Here is a 23,143-nt window from a genome sequence, read left to right on the forward strand (position 1 = left end):
ACCCGCACTGCGGTCAGAGGCTCTGCATACATTCTAAGGCACAACCATGGTCAAGTCGGTCCTCGGCAGCACGCTCTTCTTCTTCGCGGCGCCGTGCGTGGTCGGCGGCCTGATCCCCTGGTGGCTCTCCGGCTGGTCGTCCCCCCACTTCTGGCCGGCCTTCCTGATCGTGGCCGCCGGCGCGTTCGTCGTACTGCGAGCCTTCATCCGCTTCGTCCGCGAAGGTCGGGGGACACCGGCGCCGATCGCGCCCACGGAAGAACTGGTCATCGGCGGCGACTACCGCTTCGTCCGCAACCCGATGTACGTCGGCGTCGTGACCGCAATCCTCGGCCAGGCACTGCTCTTCCTCAGCCTGGCCGTTCTCGTGTACGGCGTGATCGCGTGGGCCGTGATGGCCGCGTTCGTGAAGGGCTACGAGGAGCCGGTACTGCTCGAGACGTACGGCACGCAGTACGAGGACTACCGCAGGAAAGTGCCCGCGTGGATCCCCCGTGTACGGCTGCGCCGACCCTGAGATGCTGGATGCATGATCGTCGCATTCAGCATCAGCCCGTCAGCGGGTGACGAGACCGGAGGCGTGAGCGAGGCGGTGGCCGAGGCCGTTCGGGTCGTTCGCGCCTCCGGTCTTCCCAATGAGACCAACGCCATGTTCACGAACCTCGAGGGCGAGTGGGACGAGGTGATGGCCGTCGTGAAGCAGGCGGTGGACGCCGTCGCGGCCGTCTCGCCGCGGGTGAGTTTGGTGTTGAAGGCGGACATCCGGCCCGGGTACACCGGCCAGCTGGCGGCCAAGGTCGAGCGGATCGAGCAGGCGTTAACCGACTGAGTTGAGGACGCCGAAGACCTGGTCGAAACGGTTCTCCTGCTCCGCCTTGCGGAGGAAGTGGACGCGGTCGACCAGGATCTCGTCGGCGTCGGGGTTGTCCTGGAGCAGCTTGACGGACTCGTCGGCGAAGTCGTCCAACGGCATCCAGTGCGGGTCCGGGGTGTCGCCGAAGAGGCCGGTCTGGACCGCCGGCGGGACCAGCTCGATGACCTGGACCTTGCCGGCCAGCTGGTGGCGGAGGCTCTGGGTGTAGCTGTGGACGGCAGCTTTGGTGGCGTTGTACGTCGGGGTCATCGCGAGCGGCACGAACGCGAGACCCGACGAGACCGTCATGATCACCCCGGACTGCTTCAGCAGGTGCGGGGTGAAGGCCGTGATCGTGCGGATGGTGCCGAGCAGGTTGATGTCGATGGTCTGCTCGATCGTCGCCAGGTCGGGCTCGCCGAGGTTCTCGGCGCGCATGATGCCGGCCATCGTGATCAGCACGTTGAGCTCGGGGTGTTCGGTGGTCACGGTCCGGTAGGCGGCGGCGATCGACCTGGGATCGGCGACGTCGAGCGGGATGCCCTCGATGCCGTCCTCGCGGGCGATCCGGTCGAGGAGGTCCTGGCGGCGGCCGCTGACGATGACGGTGTTGCCGAGGTCGCGGAGGCGGCGGGCGAGCTCGAGGCCTATACCCGACGTACCGCCGGTCATGAAGATGGTGTTTCCGGTGCTTCGCATGTCCCCAGCCTGTGACTGGATGCTGACGGCAACCAGGCTGCGCTCAGCCCCTGCCCGGCAAGCAGTGGATAACGCGCGGCCGGCGTGGACACTGGAGAACATGGAGTACGCCGAGCTGTCCGATTTCCTCCGCAAACGCCGCGAGGCCCTGCAGCCCGAGGACGTCGGGATGCCGCGCGGCCGGCGCCGCCGTACGCCGGGACTCCGCCGCGAGGAGGTCGCCGCGCTGGCGTCCATGTCGACCGACTACTACAGCCGGCTCGAGGGCGGCCGGGGACCGCAGCCGTCGGTCGAGATGCTCGGGGCGATCGCCCGCGCGCTCCGGCTGACGCTGGAGGAGCGCGACCACCTGTTCCTGCTGGCCGGCCACGGTACGCCGCCGCGCGCGACGCGGGCCTGCCACGTCGACCCCGGCATGCTCCGGATCATGGACCGCCTGCACGACACCCCGGCGCTGCTGCTCAACCGCTGCGGTGAGGTGCTCGCCCAGACGCCGGCGCACGTCGCGCTCGCGGGCGAGCTGACCAACTTCCAGGGGATGGAGAAGAGCGAGGTCTACCGCTGGTTCGCTCATCCGGAGGATCGCATCCTGTTCCGCGAGCCGGAGCTCAGCACGCACAGCGGCATGCTCGTCTCGATGCTCCGAACGGTCGTGACCATCGACGGCTCGAAGTCGTACGCCGCCTCGATCGTCCAGGCGCTGCAGAAGCTCAGCCCCGAGTTCTGCCGGATCTGGGACGCCCACGAGGTGGCGCCGGCGCACAGCCGGACCAAGCACTTCCACCACCCGGTCGTCGGCGAGCTCGACCTGTACTGCGAGGTGATCGACAACCGCGACCAGCAGCAGACCCTCGTCGTCTTCACCGCGGAACCGGGCAGCGAGAGCGCCGAGCGACTCAGCCTGCTGAGCGTTCTCGGCAGCCAGGCGGTGACCTCTGGACAGGGCTTTGATCGAGAGTTAATTTAAGTTCTGAAATTTCAGAAGGTCTCTCCGGAAAGGACCGCCCCCATGCTTTCCGATCGCTTTCGCCTGCCCGCGTTCCTGCTCGCCGTGCTGCTGGTGATCAGCGGCCTGACCTCCACGGCCGCCGCTCAAGTTCAAGCAACCTTCAGCGTGCTGGCGTTCTACAGCGGTACCTGGGACGCCGCCCACATCGACTTCGAGAAAGAGGCCAATCAGCGGTTCCCGCAGTTCGGCGCGCAGAACGGATTCACGTACACCGCGACGAACAACTGGGACCAGCTGAACAACCTGACTGCCGCGCAGTACCAGGTCGTCATGTTTCTTGACGACTCGCCGCACACCGACGCGCAGCGCACCGGGTTCCAGCGGTACATGAACAACGGCGGCGCGTTCTTCGGCTTCCACGTGTCGGCGTACAACGACGCGAGCGGTAGCTGGCCGTGGTTCAACAACACGCTGCTCGGCACCGGACGGTTCCAGTCCAACACCTGGGGACCGACCGCGGTCACGCTGAAGACCGAGAACCGTTCGCATCCGTCGCTGGTGAACACAGGTGCGACGTTCCGCTCGTCGGTGAGCGAGTGGTACAGCTGGCAGAACGACCTGCGGACCAACCCCGACATCCAGATCCTGGCGTCGATCGACCCGTCCAGCTTCCCGGTCGGCACCGACCCGAACCAGACCTGGTACTCCGGCTACTACCCGATCATCTGGACCAACAAGAACTACAAGCTGATCTACGCGAACTTCGGCCACAATGCGATGAACTACGAGACCAACACCAGGCTCTCGTCGACGTTCGACAGCCCGGCGCAGAACCAGTTCATGATGGACGCGCTGAAGTGGCTGGGCGGAGGCGGTACGACGCCGCCGGTCGACCAGCCGTCGCCGACCGCGTGGTACACGATCGCCAACAAGGCCAACGGCAAGTGCGTCGACGCCCGCGCTGCCGGGGTTGCGAACGGGACCGTCGTGCAGCAGTACACCTGCAACGGGACGACGGCGCAGCAGTACCAGTTCCAGCCGACGTCCGGCGGGTTCACCCGGGTCAACAACCGCAATGACGCGACCAAGGTGATCGACGTGACCGATGTGTCCACGGCCGACAACGCCGGCCTGCAGCTGTGGACGTACAGCGGCGGCAACAACCAGCAGTGGCAGCCAGTCTCCGAAGGCAGCGGCTACTTCCACCTGGTCGTCCGCCACACCAGCAAGTGCCTGACCGTCCCGAACGCCTCCACCGCAGACAGCACCCAACTGGTCCAATCCACCTGCAACGGCGGCACCTCCCAGTCCTTCAAGCTGACGATCGCCTGACCGCGCACTAGATTGCGGCCCATGAGATTCCTGCGTGTGGCCGCGATCGCGGTAGGAGGACTGTTGGTGATGGGTCAGGGTGTGCCCGCCCAGGCGCACGGGTCGTCGTACCGGTGGGAGCTGACGCCGACTGGGAGTACGGCGCAGTTCCGCGGGCTGGCGGCGGTCAGCAAGGACGTGGCCTGGGTGGGCGGGACCGCCGGGACGGTACTGCGGACCCTCGACGGCGGGCGGCACTGGCAGAACGTCAGCCCGCCGGGCGCGGAGAAGCTGCAGTTCCGCGACGTCGAGGCGTTCGACGCGAAGCGCGCGGTGGTGCTGGCGATCGGCGTCGGCGAGGACTCGCGGGTGTACCGGACCGTCGACGGCGGCACGCACTGGACCGAGACGTTCCGGAACACCGACGAGAACGCGTTCTACGACTGCTTCGCCTTCAACGACGACCGGCACGGGCTCGCGCTGAGTGACCCGGTCGACGGGAAGTTCCGGATCGCGGCGACGTCGGACGGTGGCCGGTCATGGCAGGTGCAGCCGACCGACGGCATGCCGGCTGCGCTCGCCGGCGAGTTCGCGTTCGCGGCGAGCGGGACCTGCCTGGTGGCCGGGCCTGGTCGTACGGCGTGGTTCGCTTCGGGTGGGGGCGACCGGCCGCGGGTGTTCCGTACCTTCGACGGCGGCCGGCACTGGAAGGTCGCGGACTCGCCGATGGCGAGCGGTCCGGCGGCGGGCATCTTCAGCCTCGCGTTCCGCAACCCGCTGTTCGGCGTCGCGGTCGGTGGTGACTTCGAGAAGCCGACCGAGGCGGTGAACGCGGCCTCGGTCACGTACGACGGCGGCCGCACCTGGAAGCTCGTCCCGGCGGACAAGGCGCCGAAGGGGTACCGCAGCGGATCCCACTTCGTCCCGTGGTCGCCGGCGACTGTGGTCGCGGTCGGCCCGTCCGGGAGCGACGTGAGCTTCGACGGCGGCCGGAGCTGGAAGCAGTTCTACGACGGTAGCTTCGACAGCGTCGAGTGCGCCGGCCACGGCGCCCAGGCCGGCTGCTGGGCCTCCGGCGCGAAGGGCGCGGTCGCCCGCCTCGTGCACTGACCGTCCAAACCGGCGACACCCGCTTGCCCTGCGGGTGTCGCCGGTTGTCCGGAAGGATGGGTGCATGCGTAAGTTGCTGACCGCCCTCGTGGTGGTTCTGACCGTGGTGCCGACCGTTGCCGCGGCGCAGCCCGACGCCTCGCGGCCGGTGCGGCCGGTGACGGTGATGACGTACAACATCCATCACGGCGTCGGGATCGATGGCGTTCTCGACCTCGAGCGGATCGCGCAGCTGATCGAGCAGTCCGGGGCGGACGTGATCGGGCTGCAGGAGGTCGACCGGCACTGGGCCGCGCGGAGCAACTGGGAGGATCAGGCGGCCTGGTTCGGGAATCGGCTGAAGCTGCACGTCGCGTTCGCCGCGAACCTCGATCTGCCGCCGGTCAACCCGGGCGAGCCGCGGCGCCAGTACGGGACGCTGATGCTGTCGAAGTACCCGATCAAGCACTTCACCAACACGCTGCTGCCGCTCTACCCGACCGGGGAGCAGCGCGGTCTCGCGGTCGCTCGGGTCAAGGTTCGTGGGGCCAGCCTACGATTCGCGAACACGCACCTGACCAGCAACAACCATGCAGAGCGGCTCGAGCAGGCGCAGAAGGTGGTCGAGCTCCTCGGTACGTCGAAGACGCCGACCCTGCTCGTCGGCGACCTGAACGCGATCCCGACCGCGCCGGAGATCAAGACCCTGACCGCCGTCCTGCACGACACCTGGACCGAGGTCGGCGTCGGCCCCGGCTACACGAGCGGGGCGGCCGACCCGACCAAGCGGATCGACTTCCAGTTGCACAGCGCGGGCCTGAAGCCCTTGCAAGCAAACGTCCCAGTGACCCCGGCCTCCGACCACCTCCCGGTCGTCGCCTCCTTCGAACTGCGCTGACTCCTGCGCCTCGAACGCCCCTCCGGCCCTGGTCGGAGGGGTGTTTTCGTGCGCCCACCAGCGGATCCGCGGAATTACAAGCTTGTAGTTTGTCAAGTCGACACACGGGTGCAACAAAGTTACTTGTGTGAAAACTGTTCCCAATGGGGCTGGAGGCAACTAGTGTCACTCATGTGGTCCAGGAGGACCAAAAGCTCACGAACCCTGGGGAAGGGGTTCGTGACCGGCGGAAGGAACCATCCCGATGCGGACCCCCTCGAGGGCCGGCACGCGGGTCGGGAGTACCGGTAGGGGCAGCAGGGCGGGGAAGGCGCTGCTGTCCGGGGTGCTCGCGATCTGCCTGGCCGGCTCGATGGCCATCCACGCGCTGCCGGCTGACGCGACCAAGCCGAAGCCGCCGGTGATCCCCTCCAAGGCCGCGGTCGCGCGGGCCAAGCAGGCCGCCGGCTCGAAGGCCGCCCAGGTCGCCGCCATCGAGAAGCAGCTCGCCGACGCGAACGCGCGGCTCGAGCAGCTCGGCATCCAGTCCGGGATCGCGGACGAGGCGTACAACGGCGCCGTTTACCGCCTCGAGCAGGCCAAGGCCGACGCCGCCGCGGCGGCTGCCCGGGCCGCGGAGGCGCAGAAGACGCTCGCCATCCAGCGGCAGCAGATCGGCCGCTTCGCTGCGGCGTCGTACCAGGGTGGTGGCGACGTGGCGAAGATCGCACCGCTGTTCACCGCGGACGGCCCGCAACAGCTGCTCGACTCCGCCGGTGCCGCCCGATCGGTGTCGACGGCGATGCAGGGCTCCTACCTCCGGTACTCCGCGACGCAGGTCGTCACCAACTTGTTCAAGGTGCAGGCCGACCAGGCGGTCGTGAAGGTGAAGAAGGCCACCGACGAGGCGGCGAAGGCGAAGAAGGCGGCTGAGGACGCGGAGGCGGCGCAGGCCGCGGCCGTGACCGCGATCGGCGTCCAGCGCAAGCAGGCGATCTCCCAGCTCGCCGTGCTGCAGAACATCTCGGTGCAGGTGGCCGCCCAGCGGCAGAAGGGGCTCGAGGAGCTTGCGCGCCAGCGAGCCGCCGAACTCGCCGCCCGGAAGGCCGCCGAGCTGCAGCGCCGGATCGCCGCCCGCGAAGCCGAGCGCAAGCGCGAGGAAGCGCGCGAGCGGGCCCGCGAGGAGCAGGAAGCGCGGGAGGAGGCGAAGAAGAACCACGGCAAGCGGCCGAAGCACCACAAGCCCTCCACGCCACGCCGCGACGAGGACGGGGACAACGGCGACAACGGCGGCAGCAGTCACGGGTCGCGGCGCGGCGCCTCGTCGGCGATCGACTTCGCGCTCAGTCAGCTGGGTGACATGTACCTCTGGGGCGCCACGGGTCCGAACCGGTGGGACTGCTCGGGGCTGACGCAGGGTGCGTGGGAGCGCGCCGGCGTACAGCTTCCGCACTACAGCGTCGCGCAGTACGAGCAGATCCAGCACATCAGCGAGGACGACCTGCGGCCCGGTGACCTGATCTTCTGGGCGACGAACCCCGACGACCCGGGCACCATCCACCACGTCGCGATGTACCTCGGCAACGGACGGATGGTGCACGCCCCGCGGACCGGCAAGCCGGTGCAGATCGACAGCGTGTACTACTGGATCCCGCCGAACTTCTTCGGCCGTCCGTAGTTGTCCGTAGTTGTCTTTGGCAACAACAACTCCTAGACCAGCCGGTGTCCGCCGTCGGCGTGCAGGACGGTGCCTGTGATGAATCCGTTGCGCAGCAGGGCGATGATCGCGTCGGCGATGTCCTTGGTCCGGCCGATCCGGCCGGCCGGGAGGCGAGCCGCCATCGCGGCCAGGGCGGCCGGTGCGTCGTCGCCGGCGACGTCCTGCCAGATCGGCGTGTCGACCCAGCCGGGCGACACCACGTTGACCCGGACCGGTGCCAGCTCCACGGCGAGCGCCGCGGCCAGCGAGGCGAGCGCGCCGTTGAGTGCCGCGAGCAACGAAGCCCTCGGCCCCGGCCGGTACGCCGCGATCCCGGACGTGAACACGATCGAGCCTCCGGACTCGAGCCTCGGCGCGCCGTGCTTGGCGAGCAGCAACGGGCCGAACAACTTGGACTCGACCGCGGGTCGCGCGGCCTCCACGTCGTACTCGCTGATCGGCTGGTAGGCGCCGCCGACGTCGGCTGCCGTGGTGACGATGTGGCTGACCGTGCCGGTGGTCTCGAACAGCCGCTCGATGTCCTGCTCGGAACCGATGTCCATGGCAACGGTCCGGACGCCGAGCTCGTTGCGAACGGCATCGAGCTTGGTTTCCGAGCGGCCCGCGACGGTCACCTCACTGCCTTGAGCGACGAGCTCCGCGGCGAGCGCCCGGCCCATGCCGGAGCTGCCGCCGACGATGACTACGTGCACCGAATCTCCTTCTGTGGCTGGCGTTTCGAGCCAACCAGGGCGGAGGTCAGTTCTCCAGGTCTTGTTGCCTAATCACCGTTAGGCCAGGGCTAACGGTCATGGCGCGGAGCACCTGGTTGCTGGAGTCGGGTCGCCAGACAGCGGCGTACCGCGCGGTCAGCGGACGGCCTTTGAGTGGTCGCCAGACGACGTCCGGGGTGGCGGCGCGGCGCGAACCGAGGCTGATCGCGGCCCGCCGGACGAGCAACGCCGAGCGAAGCTGAGAGTGGCTCATGGTGATGTCGCTGAGCCGTACGCCGGTGCCCAGCCGGCGGAGTGTGTCGTCGTGGAACTCGGGCGCCGCGGCGCGCGGGATCCAGATCAGCTCTAGGTCGGTCAGGTCGTCGAGGCCGAGCTCGACGTTCTCGGCCAGCGGGTGGTCGGCGGTCAGCAGTACGCCGAGCTCCTCGGTCGCCAGGTGTTCGGAAGTAATTGCCGGAGGCAACGTCAGCGGCGTACGCACCAGACCGAGGTCGATCTCGCCGGCGGTCAGCATCCGGAGCTGGTCGGTGGTGGTGCCGGCCTCGAGCGTGACGGTGCTGTTCGGGAGCCGTTCGGTGGCGAGCTGCTCGAGCGCGGCCGGCAGCCACCCGGGGATACCGTTCAGCAGGCCGAGCCGGAGCACCGGTTCGTCGAGGCCGGCCGCCCGGCGGGTGTCCTTCAGCGCCAGGCCGGCCGCCTGGATCGTCTCCCGGGCGCGGGCCAGGAAGACCTGACCCGCCGGCGTGAGCTCGACACCACGGCTGTGCCGGATCAGCAGCGTGGTGCCGACCTCACGTTCGAGTTGCTTGATCTGCTGGCTGAGTGTCGGCGTGGAGATGTACAGCCGCTCGGCCGCCTTCCCGAAATGGAGCTCCTCGGCGACGCCGACGAAGTACCGCATCTGCCTGAGCTCCACCGGATGATGTTAGCTGCGAACGGTCGCGATCAACCGGCCGAGATTCGACCGCGCGTCGAGGGCTTCGTGGATCCGCGCGACCTCGGCGAGCGGGTAGGTGGCATCGACCACCGGCCGGAGCTCGCCGGCCTGCCAGCGTCGGGTGACCTCGGCGATGTCGGCGCGGGCCTCGTCCGGACGGGCCTGCTGCCAGCCTCTGATCGAGATACCGGTCACGGATTTGAGGGCGAACAGCTTGAACGCGGGTACGACCGGGAGCTCGGTGCTGATCGCGCCGTAAGTGACCATTCGGCCCAGTGGTGCGAGTAAGTCGAGGCCCTGGTCGAAGACGGTGCCGCCGACCGAGTCGAGGACGGCGTCGACGCCGTCGGGGGCGAGCTCGCGGACGCGGGCCGGCCAGTCCGGGTCGGTCAGGTCGACGGGCTCGGCGCCGAGCGACTTGATGAAGTCGAGGCGCTTCGGGGAGGACGCCGTACCGATGATCGTCTTCGGGTCGTAACTGCGGGCCAGCTGGACGGCGAGGTGGCCGACCGTTCCGGCGGCGGACTGGATCAGGACCGTGCCGCCGGCGGCGACGCGACCGGTCTCCAGCAGTCGGTAGGCGAGGGGTGCGGTGAGGGACATCATCGAGGCCTCGCCCGCGTCGGCGTCGTCCGGAACCGGCGCGAGGAAGGCGGCATCGGCGACGGCGAAGTCGGCGAACGCGTCCTCGGCGAGCGCCGAGACCCGTTGGCCGAGCTCGAGCTCCACGGCGGGGCCGAGCCGCACGATCCGGCCGACCACGTCACCGGTCAGCGCGCCGGGCAGCGGACGGTCCCAGGGGGATCCGCCGCGGCGGAGCACGGTGTCGATGGCGTTCGCGCCGATCGCCTCGGCCTCGATCAGGACCTGGCCGGCGGCCGGCTCGGGGACGGCGACCTCGTCGACCTGCAGGACGTCGGGGCCGCCGTGACGGTGGAAGCGCACTGCGCGCATGGGTACTCCCTATCGTGGGATGTATAAATAATGGGAGATTCCCACGATAATGGCGAGCAGGGTCATTGCCAATAGAGTTGGCCGTGTGAAGAAGTCGCCGTCGCACCGCTTGTCCGACCGGGCGCTGTTCGCCCTGGGCCGGGCGAGCCAGCAGGCCCAGCGGCTGGTCCGGCAGCACATGACGGAGGCGGGCGTCCGCACGCTGCACTATCACGTGATGGCGAGCCTGGCCGACGACGGCGAGGGCGCTCAGGCGACGCTGGCCGACCGGATCGGGCTGGACCGCAGCGACCTGGTCACGCTGCTGGACGAGCTCGAGGACCTGAAGTACGTCGTCCGCCGGGTCGACCCGGCGGACCGCAGGCGGAAGATCATCGCCCTGACCCCCGAGGGTGAGAAGCAGCTGACGGCCATGGACAAGCTGATCTACGCAGCCGAGGACGACCTGCTGGAGCCGCTGACAGCGGCCGAGCGGAAAACCCTCGTGCAGCTCCTCGGTCGCCTGACCCCCAACTGACCCCTCCCGGTCCCCCCGCCCCGCTCGCTCCCGCTAGAGGGGATATCCGGTGGTGTTGAGGGTTCTCCCTTGGTGTGCGAGGGGAGAAGGCTCAAGTCGCGGGGTTATCCCCTCGAATGCAGTGGGGGCGGGCGGGCCGGCGGTGGAGCCGCGGCGGGGAGGGGGTTAGTGGCCTTCGGTCTTGAGGCGTTCGAAGGAGGCGGTGATCTCGGCCTCGGCGTCGGCGCGGCCGACCCAGGTGGCGCCCTCGACGGACTTGCCGGGCTCGAGGTCCTTGTAGACCTCGAAGAAGTGCTGGATCTCGAGGCGGTCGAACTCGGGCACGTGGTGGATGTCGCGCAGGTGCTCCTGGCGCGGGTCGCCGGCCGGGACGCAGAGGACCTTGTCGTCCGGGCCCTTCTCGTCGGTCATCCGGAACATGCCGATCGCGCGGGCGCGGATCAGGCAGCCGGGGAAGGTCGGCTCGGTGAGCAGGACGAGCGCGTCCAGCGGGTCGCCGTCCTGGCCGAGGGTGTCCTCGATGAACCCGTAGTCGGACGGATACTGGGTGGCCGTGAACAGCGTCCGGTCCAGCCGGAGCCGACCGGTCTTGTGGTCCAGCTCGTACTTGTTGCGGGTGCCCTTGGGGATCTCGATGAAGACGTCGAACTCCATACGGCAGATACTGTCACGGTTCCGACCGACCGAATGACAGGAGCAGCCAGGTGCACCGACCTCCCCGTGCGGCGTTCGTCACCCTGCTCGCCACGGCGCTGATCGGCTCCACCGTCAGCGGCGCCGGCGCCGCACCCGTGCAGGTCACCCAGCAGGCACCTGCTGTTCTTGCACCGGCGCAGACCGAGGGCGTCGCGCCAACCGCGGCCGGTGTCGGGGCGGCGCTCGCGGCCATCCTCAAGGACCCGTCGCTCGGGCCGCACCACGGGATCTACGTGTACGACGCCTCGCGCGGCAAGGCGGTCTTCTCGGTCGGAGCGTCCACGCCGTACACCCCGGCCTCGACGCTGAAGCTCCTGACCACGGTCTCGGCGCTGGCCACGCTCGGGCCGGACCACACCTTCAGTACCAAGGTCGTCAGCGCCGCCAAGGGCTCCATCGTCCTGGTCGGCGGCGGCGACCCGCTCCTGACCGTCAAGCCGTCCGCGAGCGACGGCTTCCCGACCCGCGCCACCCTGCAGGCTCTGGCCGTGAGTACGGCGAAGGCGCTGAAGGCGCAGGGCGTCACCAGCGTCACCCTCGGGTACGACGCCTCGCTGTTCACCGGCCCAGCCGCGAACGCGAACTGGGAGGCCAACTACCTGCCCGAAGGCATCGCCGCACGCACGTCCGCGCTGTGGGTCAACGAAGGCCGTTTGTCGCCGCACATGGCCAAGCGGGCCGACTCGCCGTCGCAGGTCGCGGCTGTCGCGTTCCAGAAGCTGCTGGTGCAGTACGGGATCAACGCCGCCGTACCGAAGCCTGCAGTCGCACCGAGCACAGCGCAGCCGCTGGCGGTGGTGAAGTCGCCGACGCTGGGGCAGATCGTCGAGTACATCAACCTGCACAGCGACAACGACGGTGCCGAGGTCATGCTCCGCCACGTCGGCATCGCGACCGGCAACGGCGGCTCGTACGTCGGCGGGGTCAAGGGAGTGCGGGCGACGCTCACCAAACTGGGTATCGACATCAGCCAGGCCAGGATCTACGACGGCAGCGGTCTGACGCGCGCCAACAAGGTCCCGCTCGAGGCGCTGGCCGGTGCAGTCCGGGTGGCCGCGTCGAAGGACCACCCGGAGCTGCGGCACCTGCTGACCGGTCTGCCGATCGCCGGCTTCGACGGAAGCCTCGCGGAGCGTTTCACCACCGCAGGCACCAGCACTGGGCTCGGACTGGTTCGCGCGAAGACCGGCACGCTCACCGGCGTCCACAGCCTGGCCGGCATGGCCCGGGACCGCTCGGGCACCCTCCTGGTCTTCGCCATCGCCAGTGACAGCGTCCCGGTCCCCAAGACCCTCGACGCCCGCGCAGCCCTCGACCGAGCCGCCGCGGCCCTGGCCAACTGCGGCTGCTGACCGGCTGCTCTGACCGGGTCCGGACCGGCTGGGGACCGGCTTTGACCCTCCATATGTTGTGACATCCGACTAGGGTCTTTATATGACGACGGCGGAAGGCAGGACCGCGACCGAGATGGTCGACTGGCAGCTGGCGACCGGCGTGGCGCGGAAGCTGCTGCGCCCTGGCCCGGCGGTCAGCCGTGCGGAGGCGAACCAGGTGGTGGCGGAGCTGCGCCAGTTCGCCGCCGAGTCCGAGGGGCACGTCCGGGACTTCACCGGTCTGCAGGCGACGTCGGCGACGGCGCCGGTGGTGATCGTGGACCGGCCCGGCTGGGTGCAGGCGAACGCGGACGGCTTCCGGACCGTGCTGCAGCCGCTGGCGGACAAGCTGCGCGAGAAGGCAGAGCGCACCGGCGGCGGCCTGTCCGTGTCGGTGGGCTCGCGGGTGACCGGTATCGAGGCGGGCGCACTGCTGGCGTTCCTCTCCTCCAAGGTGCTCGGCCAGTTCGACCCCTTCTACCCGTCGCAGCCTGACCCGGACCAGCCTGACCTGACCGGTCGGCTGCTGCTGGTCGCGCCCAACGTCATGCAGGTCGAGTCCGAGCTGGGCGTCGTACCGCGGGACTTCCGGCTGTGGGTGTGTCTGCACGAGGAGACGCACCGGGTGCAGTTCACGGCCGTTCCGTGGCTGCGGGACCACCTGCGGTCGGAGATCTCGCTCTTCCTCGACCAGGCCGAGCTGGACGCATCGGCGTACGCCGCGATGTTCCGGGAGGCCGTGCAGCGGCTGGGACGGTCGCTGCGGGGCGAGGCCGAGCTGAGCCTGGTCGACCTGATGCAGTCCCCGGAGCAGCGGGCCGTGCTGGACCGGCTGACCGCGGTCATGTCGTTGCTGGAGGGCCATGCGGACTTCGTGATGGACGGGGTCGGGCCGTCGGTGATCCCGACCGTGGAGACCATCCGGTCCAAGTTCACGTCGCGGCGACAGAGCGGCAACCCACTGGACCAGTTGCTGAAGCGGCTGCTCGGGCTGGACGCCAAGCTGCGGCAGTACAAGGACGGTGCCGCGTTCGTACGCCGCGTGGTCGACCGCGTCGGCATGGAGGGCTTCAACCGGGTCTGGACCGGCCCGAACACTCTCCCGACCAAGAACGAGATCGCGAATCCGGATGCCTGGGTCGCCCGACTCCACGGCTGAGCCGGTCGCCGGGCCAACCGAGGCGGAACAGCTGGTCGAGCAGCGGCGCGGGAAACTGCACCCTGCCATCGCCCGGACCCGTGAGGCCGTCCGCGCGACGCTCAGTGAGCTGCCGTCGGGTACGACGGTCCTCGTCGCCTGCTCGGGCGGGACGGACTCGCTGGCGCTGGCAGCTGCCACGGCCTTCGAGGCGCCCAAGCTCGGCCTGCGCGCTGGTGCGGTCGTCGTCGACCACGGTCTGCAGTCCGACTCGGCTCATGTCGCCGAGGCCGCGGCCGGGCAGTGCCGGGGGCTCGGCCTCGACCCGGTCCAGGTGCGGCCGGTGGAGGTCGGTACCGACGGCGGTCCGGAGGCGGCGGCTCGGTCCGCGCGGTACGACGCTCTTCGTGAGGCGGCGAACGAGCTGGGAGCCGATGTCGTCCTGCTGGCCCACACTCGTGATGATCAGGCGGAGACTGTTCTGCTGGGTCTGGGACGCGGGTCGGGTGCTCGGTCATTGGCTGGGATGGCCGGAGCAGTCGGACTGCTGCGTAGGCCGTTTCTGGAGGTACCGCGAGCTACTACGGCCGCTGCCTGCATCGCGGAGGGCCTGCGGCCGTGGCACGACCCGCACAACGACGACCCGGCGTACACCAGGGTCCGGGTGCGCCACGAGGTACTGCCCGTGCTCGAAGAGGCGCTGGGACCGGGTGTGGTCGAGGCACTCGCCCGCACGGCGGGCCTGCTCCGAGCGGACGCCGACGCACTCGACCTGATCGCTGCCGACGTGGCGGAAACCACACTGAGCCGCGCCGAGGGCGAGGTGCACTGCGACATCGGCATGCTCGCCGACGAGCCCACCGCGATCCGCACCCGGGTCCTGCGCCAGGCCGCACTGGAAGCCGGTTGCCGCGCCACCGACCTCACCGCCGGCCACGTGGCGTCGGTAGACGCGCTGGTAACGGACTGGCGCGGCCAGCGCTGGATCGACCTACCACAGGGCATTCGAGCGATCCGCAAGGGCGGGTACATCCTTCTGGGGCCGGATGTGACAGGCTGACGCCGTGGATGCGGCGGACATCGAGAAGGACCTCACCCAGGTCCACTACACCGAGGACCAGATCCTGGCGAAGCTCCGCGAGCTCGCCGAGCGGATCGAGGCGGACTACGAGGGCAAGGACCTCCTGCTGGTCGGCGTGCTGCGGGGCGCGGTGATGGTGATGGCCGACCTGGCTCGGTCCTTCAGCCGGCACGTGGAGATGGACTGGATGGCCATCTCGTCGTACGGCTCGGGGACCAAGTCGTCGGGGGTGGTGCGGATCCAGAAGGACCTGGACACCGACATCACCAACCGGCACGTGCTGATCGTCGAGGACATCATCGACACCGGCCTCACGCTCAGCTGGCTGGTCAGCAACCTGGAGTCACGCAAGCCCGCCTCGCTGGAGCTCTGCACGGCGTTCGTGAAGCCGGGTGCGGCCAAGATGCGGGTCCCGGTGAAGTACGTCGGGCTGGAGCTGCCGGACGAGTTCGTGGTCGGCTACGGGCTCGACTATGCGGAGAAGTACCGGAACCTGCGCTGCGTGGCCACGCTCGCGCCGCACGTTTACTCCTGACGCTCGGTTCAGGGCAGACTTGGTGACGGCCTGTACAACAGGTCGTACCGTTCTTTGGTGACCCTCGTGCTGTGTTGTCTTGTGCGACACGAGACACTTGGACTGGTGTTACCGTCACAAGCCCGCCATACCCGGGCCTGCCGAGCTAGGAGGGACGGGGCGTAGGCCTCGATCATGGACGTGAAGCGCATCTTCCGCGGACCCCTGTTCTGGATCGTCGTCGCCTTCCTGGGCGTCCTGGTGATCGGGCAGCTCCTGACCGGCTCGACCGGGTTCAAGACCGAGCCGACCGGCCAGGTCGTGCAGCTGATCCAGCAGGCGAAGTCGTCGACGGACAAGACGATCAAGACGGTCACCCTGATCGATCCCGACCAGGAGATCCGGGTCGAGAAGACGGACGGCACCAAGGTCCGGGCGCACTGGGTGGACGGCCAGGGCAGCAACCTCGGCAACGACCTGCAGACGCTGTTCCAGGACGGCAAGATCGAGCGGTACGACGTCGAGAACCCGAAGCCGAGCTTCATCGGCCAGGTGTTCTCCACGCTGATCCCGTTCCTGCTGATCGCGGTCGTGTTCATCTTCCTGATGAACTCCATGCAGGGCGGCGGCTCGCGGGTGATGAGCTTCGCCAAGTCCAAGGCCAAGCTGATCACCAAGGACACCCCGAAGACGACGTTCGCAGATGTCGCCGGCGTGGACGAGGCGGTCGAGGAGCTCGGCGAGATCAAGGAGTTCCTGCAGGAGCCGGGCAAGTTCCAGGCGGTCGGCGCGAAGATCCCGAAGGGCGTGCTGCTCTACGGCCCGCCCGGTACCGGTAAGACGCTGCTGGCCCGTGCGGTCGCCGGTGAGGCCGGTGTGCCGTTCTACTCGATCTCCGGTTCGGACTTCGTCGAGATGTTCGTCGGTGTCGGTGCCTCCCGGGTCCGGGACCTGTTCGAGCAGGCCAAGACGAACGCGCCGGCGATCGTGTTCATCGACGAGATCGACGCCGTCGGCCGGCACCGTGGTGCGGGCCTCGGCGGTGGCCACGACGAGCGCGAGCAGACGCTGAACCAGCTGCTGGTCGAGATGGACGGCTTCGACGTCCGCGGCGGCGTGATCCTGATCGCGGCCACCAACCGGCCGGACGTGCTCGACCCCGCGCTGCTGCGGCCGGGCCGCTTCGACCGGCAGATCGCCGTCGACGCGCCGGACCTGCCGGGCCGGGAGAAGATCCTGAAGGTGCACTCCCGCGGCAAGCCGATGGCGCCGGACGTCGACCTGGTCGCCGTCGCCCGCCGGACGCCGGGGATGACCGGGGCCGACCTGGCCAACGTGCTGAACGAGGCGGCCCTGCTGACCGCCCGCTCGAACGCGCAGATCATCGACAACCGCGCGCTGGACGAGGCGATCGACCGGGTCATCGCCGGCCCGCAGCGCCGGACCCGCCTGATGTCGGACAAGGAGAAGGTGCTTACGGCGTACCACGAGGGTGGCCACGCCCTGGTCGCCGCCGCGCTGCCGCACTCCGACCCGGTGCAGAAGGTGACGATCCTGCCGCGCGGCCGTGCCCTCGGCTACACGATGGTGATGCCGGACGAGGACAAGTACTCGACCACCCGGTCCGAGATGCTGGACAAGCTGGCGTACATGCTCGGTGGCCGCGCCGCCGAGGAGATGGTCTTCCACGACCCGACCACGGGCGCGAGCAACGACATCGAGAAGGCGTCGGCGCTGGCCCGGGCGATGGTCACGCAGTACGGCATGACCGAGCGGCTGGGCGCGATCAAGTTCGGCCAGGACGGCAGCGAGCCGTTCCTGGGCCGCGACTTCGGCAGCCAGCGGAACTACTCCGAGGAGGTCGCCGCTGCGGTCGACGAGGAGGTCGGCAAGCTGATCCTGAACGCGCACCAGGAGGCCTTCGACATCCTGGTCGAGAACCGCGCGGTGCTCGACCACCTGGTCGAGGAGCTGCTGGAGAAGGAGACGCTCGACAAGCACCAGATCGCCCGGATCTTCGAGCCGGTGATCATGCGGGAGCGGCGGCCGGCCTGGACCGGTTCGTCCAGCCGGGTGCCGTCGGACCAGCCGCCGGTGATGCCGACCCCGTCGCGGGCCCAGCAGAACGGGAACGTCCAGCACGGCTCGCTGTCCGACGTACTGCCGGGCGGGAATGTCGGCCCGGACGAGGCGATCCGGCCGCCGGACTACGGCAGCGGCCCGACGCCGCCGAACAAGCAGTGAGTTGACGAAACGCCGCCACCCGCGACCGGGTGGCGGCGTTTCGCTGTAGGGGGTGGGTACCGTGCGCCTCATGGAATTCGACCACGCCCGGGCGGAGGCGGCTGTGCGCGAGCTGCTGTTCGCGATCGGAGAGGACCCAGACCGCGAGGGGCTGCAGGACACCCCGGCCCGGGTGGCCCGCTCGTACGCCGAGATGACCGCGGGGATCGGTCAGCGGGCCGAGGACGTGCTGAGGACGACGTTCGCGCTCGAGCACGACGAACTGATCCTGGTGAAGGACATCGAGGTCTGGAGCCTCTGCGAGCACCACCTGGTGCCGTTCACCGGGGTTGCGCACGTCGGGTACATCCCGAGCCGCGACGGGCGCGTGACGGGCCTGTCGAAGCTCGCCCGGTTGGTCGACGTGTACGCGAAAAGGCCGCAGGTCCAGGAACGGCTGACCACCCAGGTCGCCGAGTCCCTGGTCGAGATCCTCCAGCCGCGCGGCGTGATCGTGGTGATCGAGTGCGAACACCTCTGCATGACCATGCGCGGCGTCCGGAAACCGGGCGCCAAGACCATCACCTCCGCCGTCCGCGGCCAACTCCGCAACCCAGTAACCCGCGCCGAAGCCATGAGCCTGATCGTCGGCTGAGTGGTACGATATCTTGTACTACTAAGGGTGGAGGAAGGTGCCTGATGGCGATCACGGCTTCGACCGCGCGCAAGGACCTGTTTCCGTTGATCGAGCAGGTCAACGAGGATCACACGCCGGTCGAGATCACCTCGAAGTCCGGGGGCGCGGTGCTGCTGTCGCTCGACGACTACCGTGCGCTGGAGGAGACTGCACACCTCCTTCGGGTGCCGGCCAATGCGCGGCGCCTGCTCGAGAGTCTGCTACAGGCTCAGCGGGGCGATCGTGAGGAGCACGAGCTGACGTGAGGCTCGTCTTCACGCCGAACGGCTGGGAGGACTACACCTACTGGCAGCAAGCTGATCGGCAGCAAGTCAAACGTATCAATCGACTGATCGAGGACGCCCTTCGTGACCCGCAGTCGGGTATTGGTAAACCGGAGCCCTTGAAGCACATGCTGCAGGGCGCTTGGTCCCGGCGAATCGACTCAGAGCATCGGCTGGTGTATCTGGTCGACGGCGAGGATTTGGTGATTCTGCAGGCGCGGTACCACTACGGGAAATAGCTCCGCTGCACGGGGCGCCCGGAGGTTTCCGGCGCCCGCCCGTAGCCCTGCGCGGGATGTCTCGTTGGAGTTTGGGAGCACGGGTCTGTGGACATTCTGTCGCTGAGCGTTTACGTTCCGTTATGGCGCTTGGCCAACGGGGACCAGGTGCTGGTGTGAGGAGGACAGGATGTCGGGGCGTTTCCGGGTCGGCGCCGCAGTTGCCGGGGTCGTCGTACTGACGGCCGCAGGGCTTGCCGCAGCCAACTGGGCCACCGCGGACACGCGGCCCAAGGCCGGGCAGAAGTCGGTCCCACTGCAGCCGGCCGTGACCAAGGACCGGTCGCCGCTCGTCGCCGAGGCGCTCGAGCAGCACCTCGGGTCGGACTCCGGGGTGGTCGGGAGCTACTACGACGAGACCGGGAAGCTGGTCGTCGCGGTCTCGGACCTCGCCACCGCTGAGCTGGTGCGGCAGGTCGGGGCGGTCCCGCGGCTGGTCCGGTTCACCGCCGGCCAGCTGAACGCCGTACAGAACGAGCTCAACCGGATCGCGACCGGCTCCAGCGCCGGCAAGGTCCGGTCCTGGTACGTCGACCCGATCACGGGGACCGTCGTCGTCTCGGTGCCGAAGGGCGCGCACGACTTCGTCACCCAGCGGTTCCTGGCCCGCGCCGAGCGGAACGGCGACCGCGTCACGATCCGCCGGGTGCCCGGCAAGCTGACCACGACCGCGGACGACTTCAGCCTGCGTGGCGGCGTCCAGGTGGACAAGAACACCGGGTACGTCTGCTCGCTCGGCTTCAACGCCCGGACCACCAAGGGCAACCGGATCTTCCTGACCGCCGGCCACTGCACGGCCGGCAAGCCGTCCTTCTCGCGCAACGGTTACATCCTCGGCAACACCTACACGTCGAGCTTCCCGGGCAACGACTTCGGCTCGGTCGGCGTGATCGAGGGCTGGGACCAGCAGGGGTACGTCGAGGGCTGGGGCGCCGGCAACGTCGCGGTCAGGGGCATCGCGGACGCGACCGTCGGGTCGACGCTGTGCAAGTCCGGCAAGAGCACCGGCTGGACCTGCGGCCGGATCGTCGCGCGCAACGTGACGGTCAACTACGGCAACAACCGCGTGGTCCGCGGCCTGTTCGAGCACACGGCGTGTGTCGAGGCCGGTGACTCGGGCGGCGCGAACATGACCGGCAACTACGCCCAGGGGATCACCAGCGGTGCGGCCCTGATCAACGGCCAGTGCCTGGAAAAGGTCGGTCAGACCAACGAGTCGTACTCGCAGCCCGTCGGCGAAGCACTCCGAGCCGTCGGCGCCCGCCTCGTCCTCGCCAACTGACACACGAGGGGTTAACCCCTCCACCTGTGGGTTCACCCTTGGTACACGAGGGGAGAAGGCTCATCACGAGGGGTTGTCCCCTCGGGTGAGAAGGGGAGCGCCCCGAGCGGTGGGTTGGGGGTGGTGGCCACTACGGTGGTGTGGTGAGTGATGGGTCGTGGGGTCACGTCGACGGTCTGCCGGTGCTGGACCGATGCCTCGTCATGGGCGTGGTGAACGTGACGCCGGACTCGTTCTCCGACGGCGGCGAGTGGTTCGAGCCCTCCGCGGCGATCAAGCACGGCCGGGAACTGATGGCCGAGGGCGCCGACCTGCTGGACGTCGGCGGCGAGTCGACCCGACCAGGTGCCGAGCGGCCGGCGCCGGAGGAGGAGATCCGCCGGGTGCTCCCGGTGATCGAGACGCTGGCGGCCGAGGGCGCGATCATCTCGGTCGACACCATGCGCGCGGCCGTCGCCCGGCTCGCGCTCGACGCCGGCGCGACGATGATCAACGACGTGTCCGGTGGTCAGGCGGATCCCGAGATGCTCCCGCTGGTGGCCGAGCGCGGGACGCCGTACATCTGTATGCACTGGCGTGGCCACTCGATCGACATGCAGAACCGCGCGGAGTACGGCGATGTCGTCGCGGAAGTGATCGCCGAGCTGGCCGCCCGGCTGGACGCGATCGCGGCGGCGGGCGTCGACCTGAACCGGGTGATCCTCGACCCCGGGCTCGGTTTCGCGAAGAACGCGGACCACAACTGGGAGATTCTCCGGCGGCTGCGGGAATTCGCCGTACTGCGCCGGCCGTTGCTGATCGGTGCGTCCCGGAAGGCGTTCCTCGGTAGGCTGCTCGCCGACGAGCAGACCGGCGAACCCAGACCGGCCGTACGACGAGACGATGCGAGCGCGGCTGTTTCCGCCTTGGCCGCCGCGGCGGGTGCCTGGTGTGTCCGGGCGCACGCGGTGGCGCCGAGCGCGGACGCGGTCCGGGTGGCGAAGAGATGGGGAACGGTATGACGGATGCACCACGGCAGGGCACCGGAGGCGATGCCGCCGCCAAGGGACCGTCCGGTGCCACCGTCGAGAACGTCGTCCTGAACGCGAACACCGCGTTCTACAACGCGTTCGAGGCCGGCGACCTGGACCTGATGGCGGCGGTCTGGCTGCCGGAGCCCGACCCGGTCTGCATCCATCCCGGCAACGCGGCGATCTACGGCTACCCGGAGATGATGCGGGCCTGGGCGATGATCTTCGCGAACACGCCGTACATCCAGTTCTTCCTGACCGACGTGCAGGTGCGGGTGGATGAAGACGTGGCATACGTCACGTGTACGGAAAATGTCCTGTCGTCCGGCGAAGGGGCTCCCGAAGAGGGGTTCGCGGGGGGCAAGGCACTGGCCACGAATGTTTTCCGGCGAACTTCTGCCGGCTGGCGGTTGTGGATCCACCATGCATCACCGGTACTGTCGTCGGGGGGTCAATCGGAGGAGGTGGAGTGAGCGCGTTCACCCCTTCTGCTGACGTGATCGAGATTCGTGGCATTCGGGGCTTCGGCCGCCACGGAGTCTTCGAGCACGAGCGGACCGACGGGCAGGAGTTCGTCGTGGACGTCCGGCTGGAGCTGGACACCCGGCCCGCGGCGGCGTCCGACGACCTGGCCGACACCGTGAACTACGGGGTGGTGGCCGAGCAGGTGCACCGAGCGATCGAGACCGACCCGGTGGACCTGATCGAGACCCTTGCCCAGCGCATCGCCGATCTCTGCCTCGCCGACAAGCGCGTGACAGCGACGGCGGTGACCATCCACAAGCCCTCGGCGCCGATCTCGGTGCCGTTCGACGACGTTGTCCTGACCGTGCAGCGCAGAGCCGGAGAATCCTCGTGACTGAGACCCCTAGTCCCCACGTCATCGACGCGGACACCCTGAGCGGTGGCCTCAAGCCGATCCGTCAGGTCATCCTGTCGCTCGGCAGCAACCTCGGCGACCGTGAGGCGAACCTGCAGGGCGCGGTCGACGCACTGCGGGACACCCCGGACGTCGTCGTGGTCGACGTCTCGCCGGTCTACGAGACCGATCCGGTCGGCGGCCCGGGCGAGTCCGGTCCGTACCTGAACATCGTGCTGCTCGCCGACAGCACGCTCCCGGTCGACCTGCTGCTGGAGCGCGCGCACGCGATCGAGCAGGCGTTCGGCCGCGAGCGCAGCGTGCCCGGCGCGCCCCGGACCCTCGACGTCGACCTGATCACCTACGGCCAGAAGACGGTCGAGACCGACGAGCTGACGATCCCGCACCCGCGGGCGCATGAGCGGGCGTTCGTGCTGGCGCCGTGGCTCGACATCGAGCCGGACGCCGTCCTGCCGGGCCATGGCCCGGTCGCGGAACTGCTCGCCAAGGTGGGCTCGGACGGCGTGACCAAGCTCGACATCGAGCTGCAGTAGTGGCACCCGGCAGTACCGAGCCCGGGCGGGCGCCGCGGGACGATCAGGGTCCCGGCAAAGAGCCGCCGCGTCCGGGCTCGGTCCGGCCGACCTCCCGTTGGCTGCTCGTCGCGATCGCCGTCCTCGGCGTCGCGGTGGGCCTGACGACGGTGAAGGCGATCGAGTCCGGCGGTGGCGTCGCGCCGGCGGTGTCCTGGCTGACGCTGGTCGCCTGGGCCTTCCTGGCCGCGCTGCTGTTCGCCGCAGCCCGCAACACGCACCAGCGGATCCAGGTACGGCGCGAACGCATCGAGGCGTCCCGTGCCGTCTTCCTGCTGATGATCGGGAAGGCGAGTGCGTTCGTCGGCGCGTTGTGCGCCGGGGTTTACGCAGGGTTCGCGTTATCCTTCCTGGAGGCGATGGGCTCTTCCGGCCCTCGCAACCGGGTGATCATGGCCGGTGCCGCGGCGGTGGTCTCAGTGCTGGTCGTCACGGCCGGATTGTTGCTCGAACGCGCGTGTCGTATTCCCGAGGACCCGGACGAGACCCCCTAACATGGCGGTCCATGGGGTCAAGG

The 23,143-nt window shown here is 69.0% G+C and carries 27 protein-coding genes; 22 read left to right on the forward strand and 5 right to left on the reverse strand.

All coding sequences use genetic code 11. The features are described from left to right. The first annotated feature begins 46 nt into the window (after window positions 1-46). Window positions 47-517 carry an isoprenylcysteine carboxylmethyltransferase family protein gene (locus AB0E69_RS01775; protein ID WP_360137895.1) on the forward strand — a complete coding sequence of 157 codons (471 nt, stop codon included), beginning with the start codon at window positions 47-49 and terminating at the stop codon, window positions 515-517. Between the two features lie 12 nt (window positions 518-529). Next, window positions 530-829, forward strand: coding sequence for a thiamine-binding protein (locus AB0E69_RS01780; protein WP_360137898.1), 300 nt, complete (start codon window positions 530-532; stop codon window positions 827-829). On the opposite strand, the gene AB0E69_RS01785 is transcribed toward AB0E69_RS01780, so the two are convergent. Beyond that, entirely contained in the window at window positions 818-1,552 is a 735-nt protein-coding gene (locus tag AB0E69_RS01785; RefSeq protein WP_360137901.1) for an SDR family oxidoreductase, read from the reverse strand. The two genes, AB0E69_RS01780 and AB0E69_RS01785, sit on opposite strands and share 12 nt — an antisense overlap. A 100-nt stretch (window positions 1,553-1,652) precedes the next feature. Here AB0E69_RS01785 and AB0E69_RS01790 point away from each other — a divergent pair, with 100 nt between their 5' ends. The 5 genes from AB0E69_RS01790 to AB0E69_RS01810 all read left to right on the forward strand — a co-directional run bounded on the left by AB0E69_RS01790 (window position 1,653) and on the right by AB0E69_RS01810 (window position 7,456). Then, window positions 1,653-2,519: a helix-turn-helix transcriptional regulator gene (locus AB0E69_RS01790; RefSeq protein ID WP_360137904.1), complete on the forward strand. Its 867-nt coding sequence runs from the start codon at window positions 1,653-1,655 to the stop codon at window positions 2,517-2,519. 42 nt (window positions 2,520-2,561) lie between these two features. Next, window positions 2,562-3,833, forward strand: a complete 1,272-nt coding sequence (locus tag AB0E69_RS01795) for a ThuA domain-containing protein (protein WP_360137907.1) — start codon at window positions 2,562-2,564, stop codon at window positions 3,831-3,833. 21 nt (window positions 3,834-3,854) lie between these two features. Further along, window positions 3,855-4,922 (forward strand): oxidoreductase, encoded by a 1,068-nt coding sequence (locus tag AB0E69_RS01800; RefSeq protein WP_360137910.1) that lies wholly within the window; start codon window positions 3,855-3,857, stop codon window positions 4,920-4,922. A gap of 64 nt (window positions 4,923-4,986) precedes the next feature. Next, window positions 4,987-5,799 carry an endonuclease/exonuclease/phosphatase family protein gene (locus tag AB0E69_RS01805; RefSeq protein WP_360137913.1) on the forward strand — a complete coding sequence of 271 codons (813 nt, stop codon included), beginning with the start codon at window positions 4,987-4,989 and terminating at the stop codon, window positions 5,797-5,799. 244 nt (window positions 5,800-6,043) lie between these two features. Beyond that, window positions 6,044-7,456 (forward strand): NlpC/P60 family protein, encoded by a 1,413-nt coding sequence (locus AB0E69_RS01810; protein ID WP_360137916.1) that lies wholly within the window; start codon window positions 6,044-6,046, stop codon window positions 7,454-7,456. A gap of 32 nt (window positions 7,457-7,488) precedes the next feature. Here the strand turns inward: AB0E69_RS01810 and AB0E69_RS01815 are convergent, their stop codons facing one another. Genes AB0E69_RS01815 through AB0E69_RS01825 form a run of 3 tightly spaced genes read right to left on the reverse strand, consistent with a single transcriptional unit; the run spans window position 7,489 to window position 10,102 of the window. Beyond that, entirely contained in the window at window positions 7,489-8,190 is a 702-nt protein-coding gene (locus AB0E69_RS01815; protein ID WP_360137919.1) for an SDR family oxidoreductase, read from the reverse strand. A gap of 46 nt (window positions 8,191-8,236) precedes the next feature. Beyond that, entirely contained in the window at window positions 8,237-9,127 is an 891-nt protein-coding gene (locus tag AB0E69_RS01820) for a LysR substrate-binding domain-containing protein (RefSeq protein ID WP_360137922.1), read from the reverse strand. Between the two features lie 9 nt (window positions 9,128-9,136). Further along, window positions 9,137-10,102: a zinc-binding dehydrogenase gene (locus AB0E69_RS01825; RefSeq protein WP_360137925.1), complete on the reverse strand. Its 966-nt coding sequence runs from the start codon at window positions 10,100-10,102 to the stop codon at window positions 9,137-9,139. Between the two features lie 85 nt (window positions 10,103-10,187). Here AB0E69_RS01825 and AB0E69_RS01830 point away from each other — a divergent pair, with 85 nt between their 5' ends. After that, the gene (locus AB0E69_RS01830; protein ID WP_360137928.1) at window positions 10,188-10,619 is read left to right on the forward strand and encodes a MarR family winged helix-turn-helix transcriptional regulator; all 432 of its coding nucleotides are present in this window, start codon (window positions 10,188-10,190) and stop codon (window positions 10,617-10,619) included. A 165-nt stretch (window positions 10,620-10,784) separates the two neighbouring features. Here AB0E69_RS01830 and AB0E69_RS01835 read toward each other — a convergent pair whose 3' ends face one another. After that, complete coding sequence (locus AB0E69_RS01835; protein WP_360137931.1) at window positions 10,785-11,273, reverse strand: inorganic diphosphatase; 489 nt, start codon at window positions 11,271-11,273, stop codon at window positions 10,785-10,787. Between the two features lie 50 nt (window positions 11,274-11,323). Between AB0E69_RS01835 and dacB the strand changes: the two genes are divergently transcribed. From dacB to AB0E69_RS01905, 14 genes are all read left to right on the forward strand, one after another. Beyond that, window positions 11,324-12,667, forward strand: a complete 1,344-nt coding sequence (dacB, locus tag AB0E69_RS01840) for a D-alanyl-D-alanine carboxypeptidase/D-alanyl-D-alanine-endopeptidase (protein ID WP_360137934.1) — start codon at window positions 11,324-11,326, stop codon at window positions 12,665-12,667. Between the two features lie 82 nt (window positions 12,668-12,749). After that, window positions 12,750-13,847, forward strand: a complete 1,098-nt coding sequence (locus tag AB0E69_RS01845) for a zinc-dependent metalloprotease (protein ID WP_360137937.1) — start codon at window positions 12,750-12,752, stop codon at window positions 13,845-13,847. Next, window positions 13,819-14,886 carry a tRNA lysidine(34) synthetase TilS gene (gene tilS, locus AB0E69_RS01850; RefSeq protein ID WP_360137940.1) on the forward strand — a complete coding sequence of 356 codons (1,068 nt, stop codon included), beginning with the start codon at window positions 13,819-13,821 and terminating at the stop codon, window positions 14,884-14,886. Before AB0E69_RS01845 ends, tilS begins: the two co-directional genes overlap by 29 nt. A 4-nt stretch (window positions 14,887-14,890) precedes the next feature. Beyond that, entirely contained in the window at window positions 14,891-15,442 is a 552-nt protein-coding gene (gene hpt, locus AB0E69_RS01855) for a hypoxanthine phosphoribosyltransferase (protein ID WP_360137943.1), read from the forward strand. 174 nt (window positions 15,443-15,616) lie between these two features. Then, on the forward strand, window positions 15,617-17,665 hold the full coding sequence (gene ftsH / locus AB0E69_RS01860) for an ATP-dependent zinc metalloprotease FtsH (RefSeq protein WP_360137946.1): 2,049 nt from the start codon (window positions 15,617-15,619) through the stop codon (window positions 17,663-17,665). 70 nt (window positions 17,666-17,735) lie between these two features. Beyond that, window positions 17,736-18,299, forward strand: coding sequence for a GTP cyclohydrolase I FolE (gene folE, locus AB0E69_RS01865; protein ID WP_360137949.1), 564 nt, complete (start codon window positions 17,736-17,738; stop codon window positions 18,297-18,299). 44 nt (window positions 18,300-18,343) lie between these two features. Beyond that, the gene (locus AB0E69_RS01870) at window positions 18,344-18,586 is read left to right on the forward strand and encodes a type II toxin-antitoxin system prevent-host-death family antitoxin (RefSeq protein ID WP_360137952.1); all 243 of its coding nucleotides are present in this window, start codon (window positions 18,344-18,346) and stop codon (window positions 18,584-18,586) included. Then, the gene (locus AB0E69_RS01875; protein WP_360137955.1) at window positions 18,583-18,843 is read left to right on the forward strand and encodes a Txe/YoeB family addiction module toxin; all 261 of its coding nucleotides are present in this window, start codon (window positions 18,583-18,585) and stop codon (window positions 18,841-18,843) included. The genes AB0E69_RS01870 and AB0E69_RS01875 overlap by 4 nt, the downstream gene beginning before the upstream one ends. A gap of 169 nt (window positions 18,844-19,012) precedes the next feature. Then, a complete protein-coding gene (locus AB0E69_RS01880) occupies window positions 19,013-20,164 on the forward strand; it encodes a S1 family peptidase (protein WP_360137958.1) in 1,152 nt (383 codons plus the stop codon). A 203-nt stretch (window positions 20,165-20,367) separates the two neighbouring features. Beyond that, window positions 20,368-21,165, forward strand: coding sequence for a dihydropteroate synthase (gene folP, locus AB0E69_RS01885; RefSeq protein ID WP_360140360.1), 798 nt, complete (start codon window positions 20,368-20,370; stop codon window positions 21,163-21,165). Continuing rightward, window positions 21,162-21,647 carry a nuclear transport factor 2 family protein gene (locus AB0E69_RS01890; RefSeq protein ID WP_360137961.1) on the forward strand — a complete coding sequence of 162 codons (486 nt, stop codon included), beginning with the start codon at window positions 21,162-21,164 and terminating at the stop codon, window positions 21,645-21,647. Before folP ends, AB0E69_RS01890 begins: the two co-directional genes overlap by 4 nt. Continuing rightward, the gene (gene folB / locus AB0E69_RS01895; RefSeq protein WP_360137964.1) at window positions 21,644-22,033 is read left to right on the forward strand and encodes a dihydroneopterin aldolase; all 390 of its coding nucleotides are present in this window, start codon (window positions 21,644-21,646) and stop codon (window positions 22,031-22,033) included. Before AB0E69_RS01890 ends, folB begins: the two co-directional genes overlap by 4 nt. Next, window positions 22,030-22,587 (forward strand): 2-amino-4-hydroxy-6-hydroxymethyldihydropteridine diphosphokinase, encoded by a 558-nt coding sequence (gene folK, locus AB0E69_RS01900; RefSeq protein ID WP_360137967.1) that lies wholly within the window; start codon window positions 22,030-22,032, stop codon window positions 22,585-22,587. Before folB ends, folK begins: the two co-directional genes overlap by 4 nt. After that, window positions 22,587-23,120: a DUF3180 domain-containing protein gene (locus AB0E69_RS01905; RefSeq protein ID WP_360137970.1), complete on the forward strand. Its 534-nt coding sequence runs from the start codon at window positions 22,587-22,589 to the stop codon at window positions 23,118-23,120. The genes folK and AB0E69_RS01905 overlap by 1 nt, the downstream gene beginning before the upstream one ends. The last annotated feature ends 23 nt before the right edge of the window (window positions 23,121-23,143 follow it).

Source organism: Kribbella sp. NPDC026611 (genome assembly GCF_040638345.1).
Taxonomy (GTDB): Bacteria; Actinomycetota; Actinomycetes; order Propionibacteriales; family Kribbellaceae; genus Kribbella.

What these genes read in the sequence shown, in the direction of transcription:
- AB0E69_RS01775 (WP_360137895.1), top strand. Translation starts at nt 47, where the DNA reads ATGGTCAAGTCGGTCCTCGGCAGCACGCTCTTCTTCTTCGCGGCGCCG.
- AB0E69_RS01780 (WP_360137898.1), top strand. Translation starts at nt 530, where the DNA reads ATGATCGTCGCATTCAGCATCAGCCCGTCAGCGGGTGACGAGACCGGA.
- AB0E69_RS01785 (WP_360137901.1), bottom strand. Translation starts at nt 1,552, where the DNA reads ATGCGAAGCACCGGAAACACCATCTTCATGACCGGCGGTACGTCGGGT.
- AB0E69_RS01790 (WP_360137904.1), top strand. Translation starts at nt 1,653, where the DNA reads ATGGAGTACGCCGAGCTGTCCGATTTCCTCCGCAAACGCCGCGAGGCC.
- AB0E69_RS01795 (WP_360137907.1), top strand. Translation starts at nt 2,562, where the DNA reads ATGCTTTCCGATCGCTTTCGCCTGCCCGCGTTCCTGCTCGCCGTGCTG.
- AB0E69_RS01800 (WP_360137910.1), top strand. Translation starts at nt 3,855, where the DNA reads ATGAGATTCCTGCGTGTGGCCGCGATCGCGGTAGGAGGACTGTTGGTG.
- AB0E69_RS01805 (WP_360137913.1), top strand. Translation starts at nt 4,987, where the DNA reads ATGCGTAAGTTGCTGACCGCCCTCGTGGTGGTTCTGACCGTGGTGCCG.
- AB0E69_RS01810 (WP_360137916.1), top strand. Translation starts at nt 6,044, where the DNA reads ATGCGGACCCCCTCGAGGGCCGGCACGCGGGTCGGGAGTACCGGTAGG.
- AB0E69_RS01825 (WP_360137925.1), bottom strand. Translation starts at nt 10,102, where the DNA reads ATGCGCGCAGTGCGCTTCCACCGTCACGGCGGCCCCGACGTCCTGCAG.
- AB0E69_RS01835 (WP_360137931.1), bottom strand. Translation starts at nt 11,273, where the DNA reads ATGGAGTTCGACGTCTTCATCGAGATCCCCAAGGGCACCCGCAACAAG.
- AB0E69_RS01845 (WP_360137937.1), top strand. Translation starts at nt 12,750, where the DNA reads ATGACGACGGCGGAAGGCAGGACCGCGACCGAGATGGTCGACTGGCAG.
- tilS (WP_360137940.1), top strand. Translation starts at nt 13,819, where the DNA reads ATGCCTGGGTCGCCCGACTCCACGGCTGAGCCGGTCGCCGGGCCAACC.
- ftsH (WP_360137946.1), top strand. Translation starts at nt 15,617, where the DNA reads ATGGACGTGAAGCGCATCTTCCGCGGACCCCTGTTCTGGATCGTCGTC.
- folE (WP_360137949.1), top strand. Translation starts at nt 17,736, where the DNA reads ATGGAATTCGACCACGCCCGGGCGGAGGCGGCTGTGCGCGAGCTGCTG.
- AB0E69_RS01870 (WP_360137952.1), top strand. Translation starts at nt 18,344, where the DNA reads ATGGCGATCACGGCTTCGACCGCGCGCAAGGACCTGTTTCCGTTGATC.
- AB0E69_RS01880 (WP_360137958.1), top strand. Translation starts at nt 19,013, where the DNA reads ATGTCGGGGCGTTTCCGGGTCGGCGCCGCAGTTGCCGGGGTCGTCGTA.
- folP (WP_360140360.1), top strand. Translation starts at nt 20,368, where the DNA reads ATGGGCGTGGTGAACGTGACGCCGGACTCGTTCTCCGACGGCGGCGAG.
- AB0E69_RS01890 (WP_360137961.1), top strand. Translation starts at nt 21,162, where the DNA reads ATGACGGATGCACCACGGCAGGGCACCGGAGGCGATGCCGCCGCCAAG.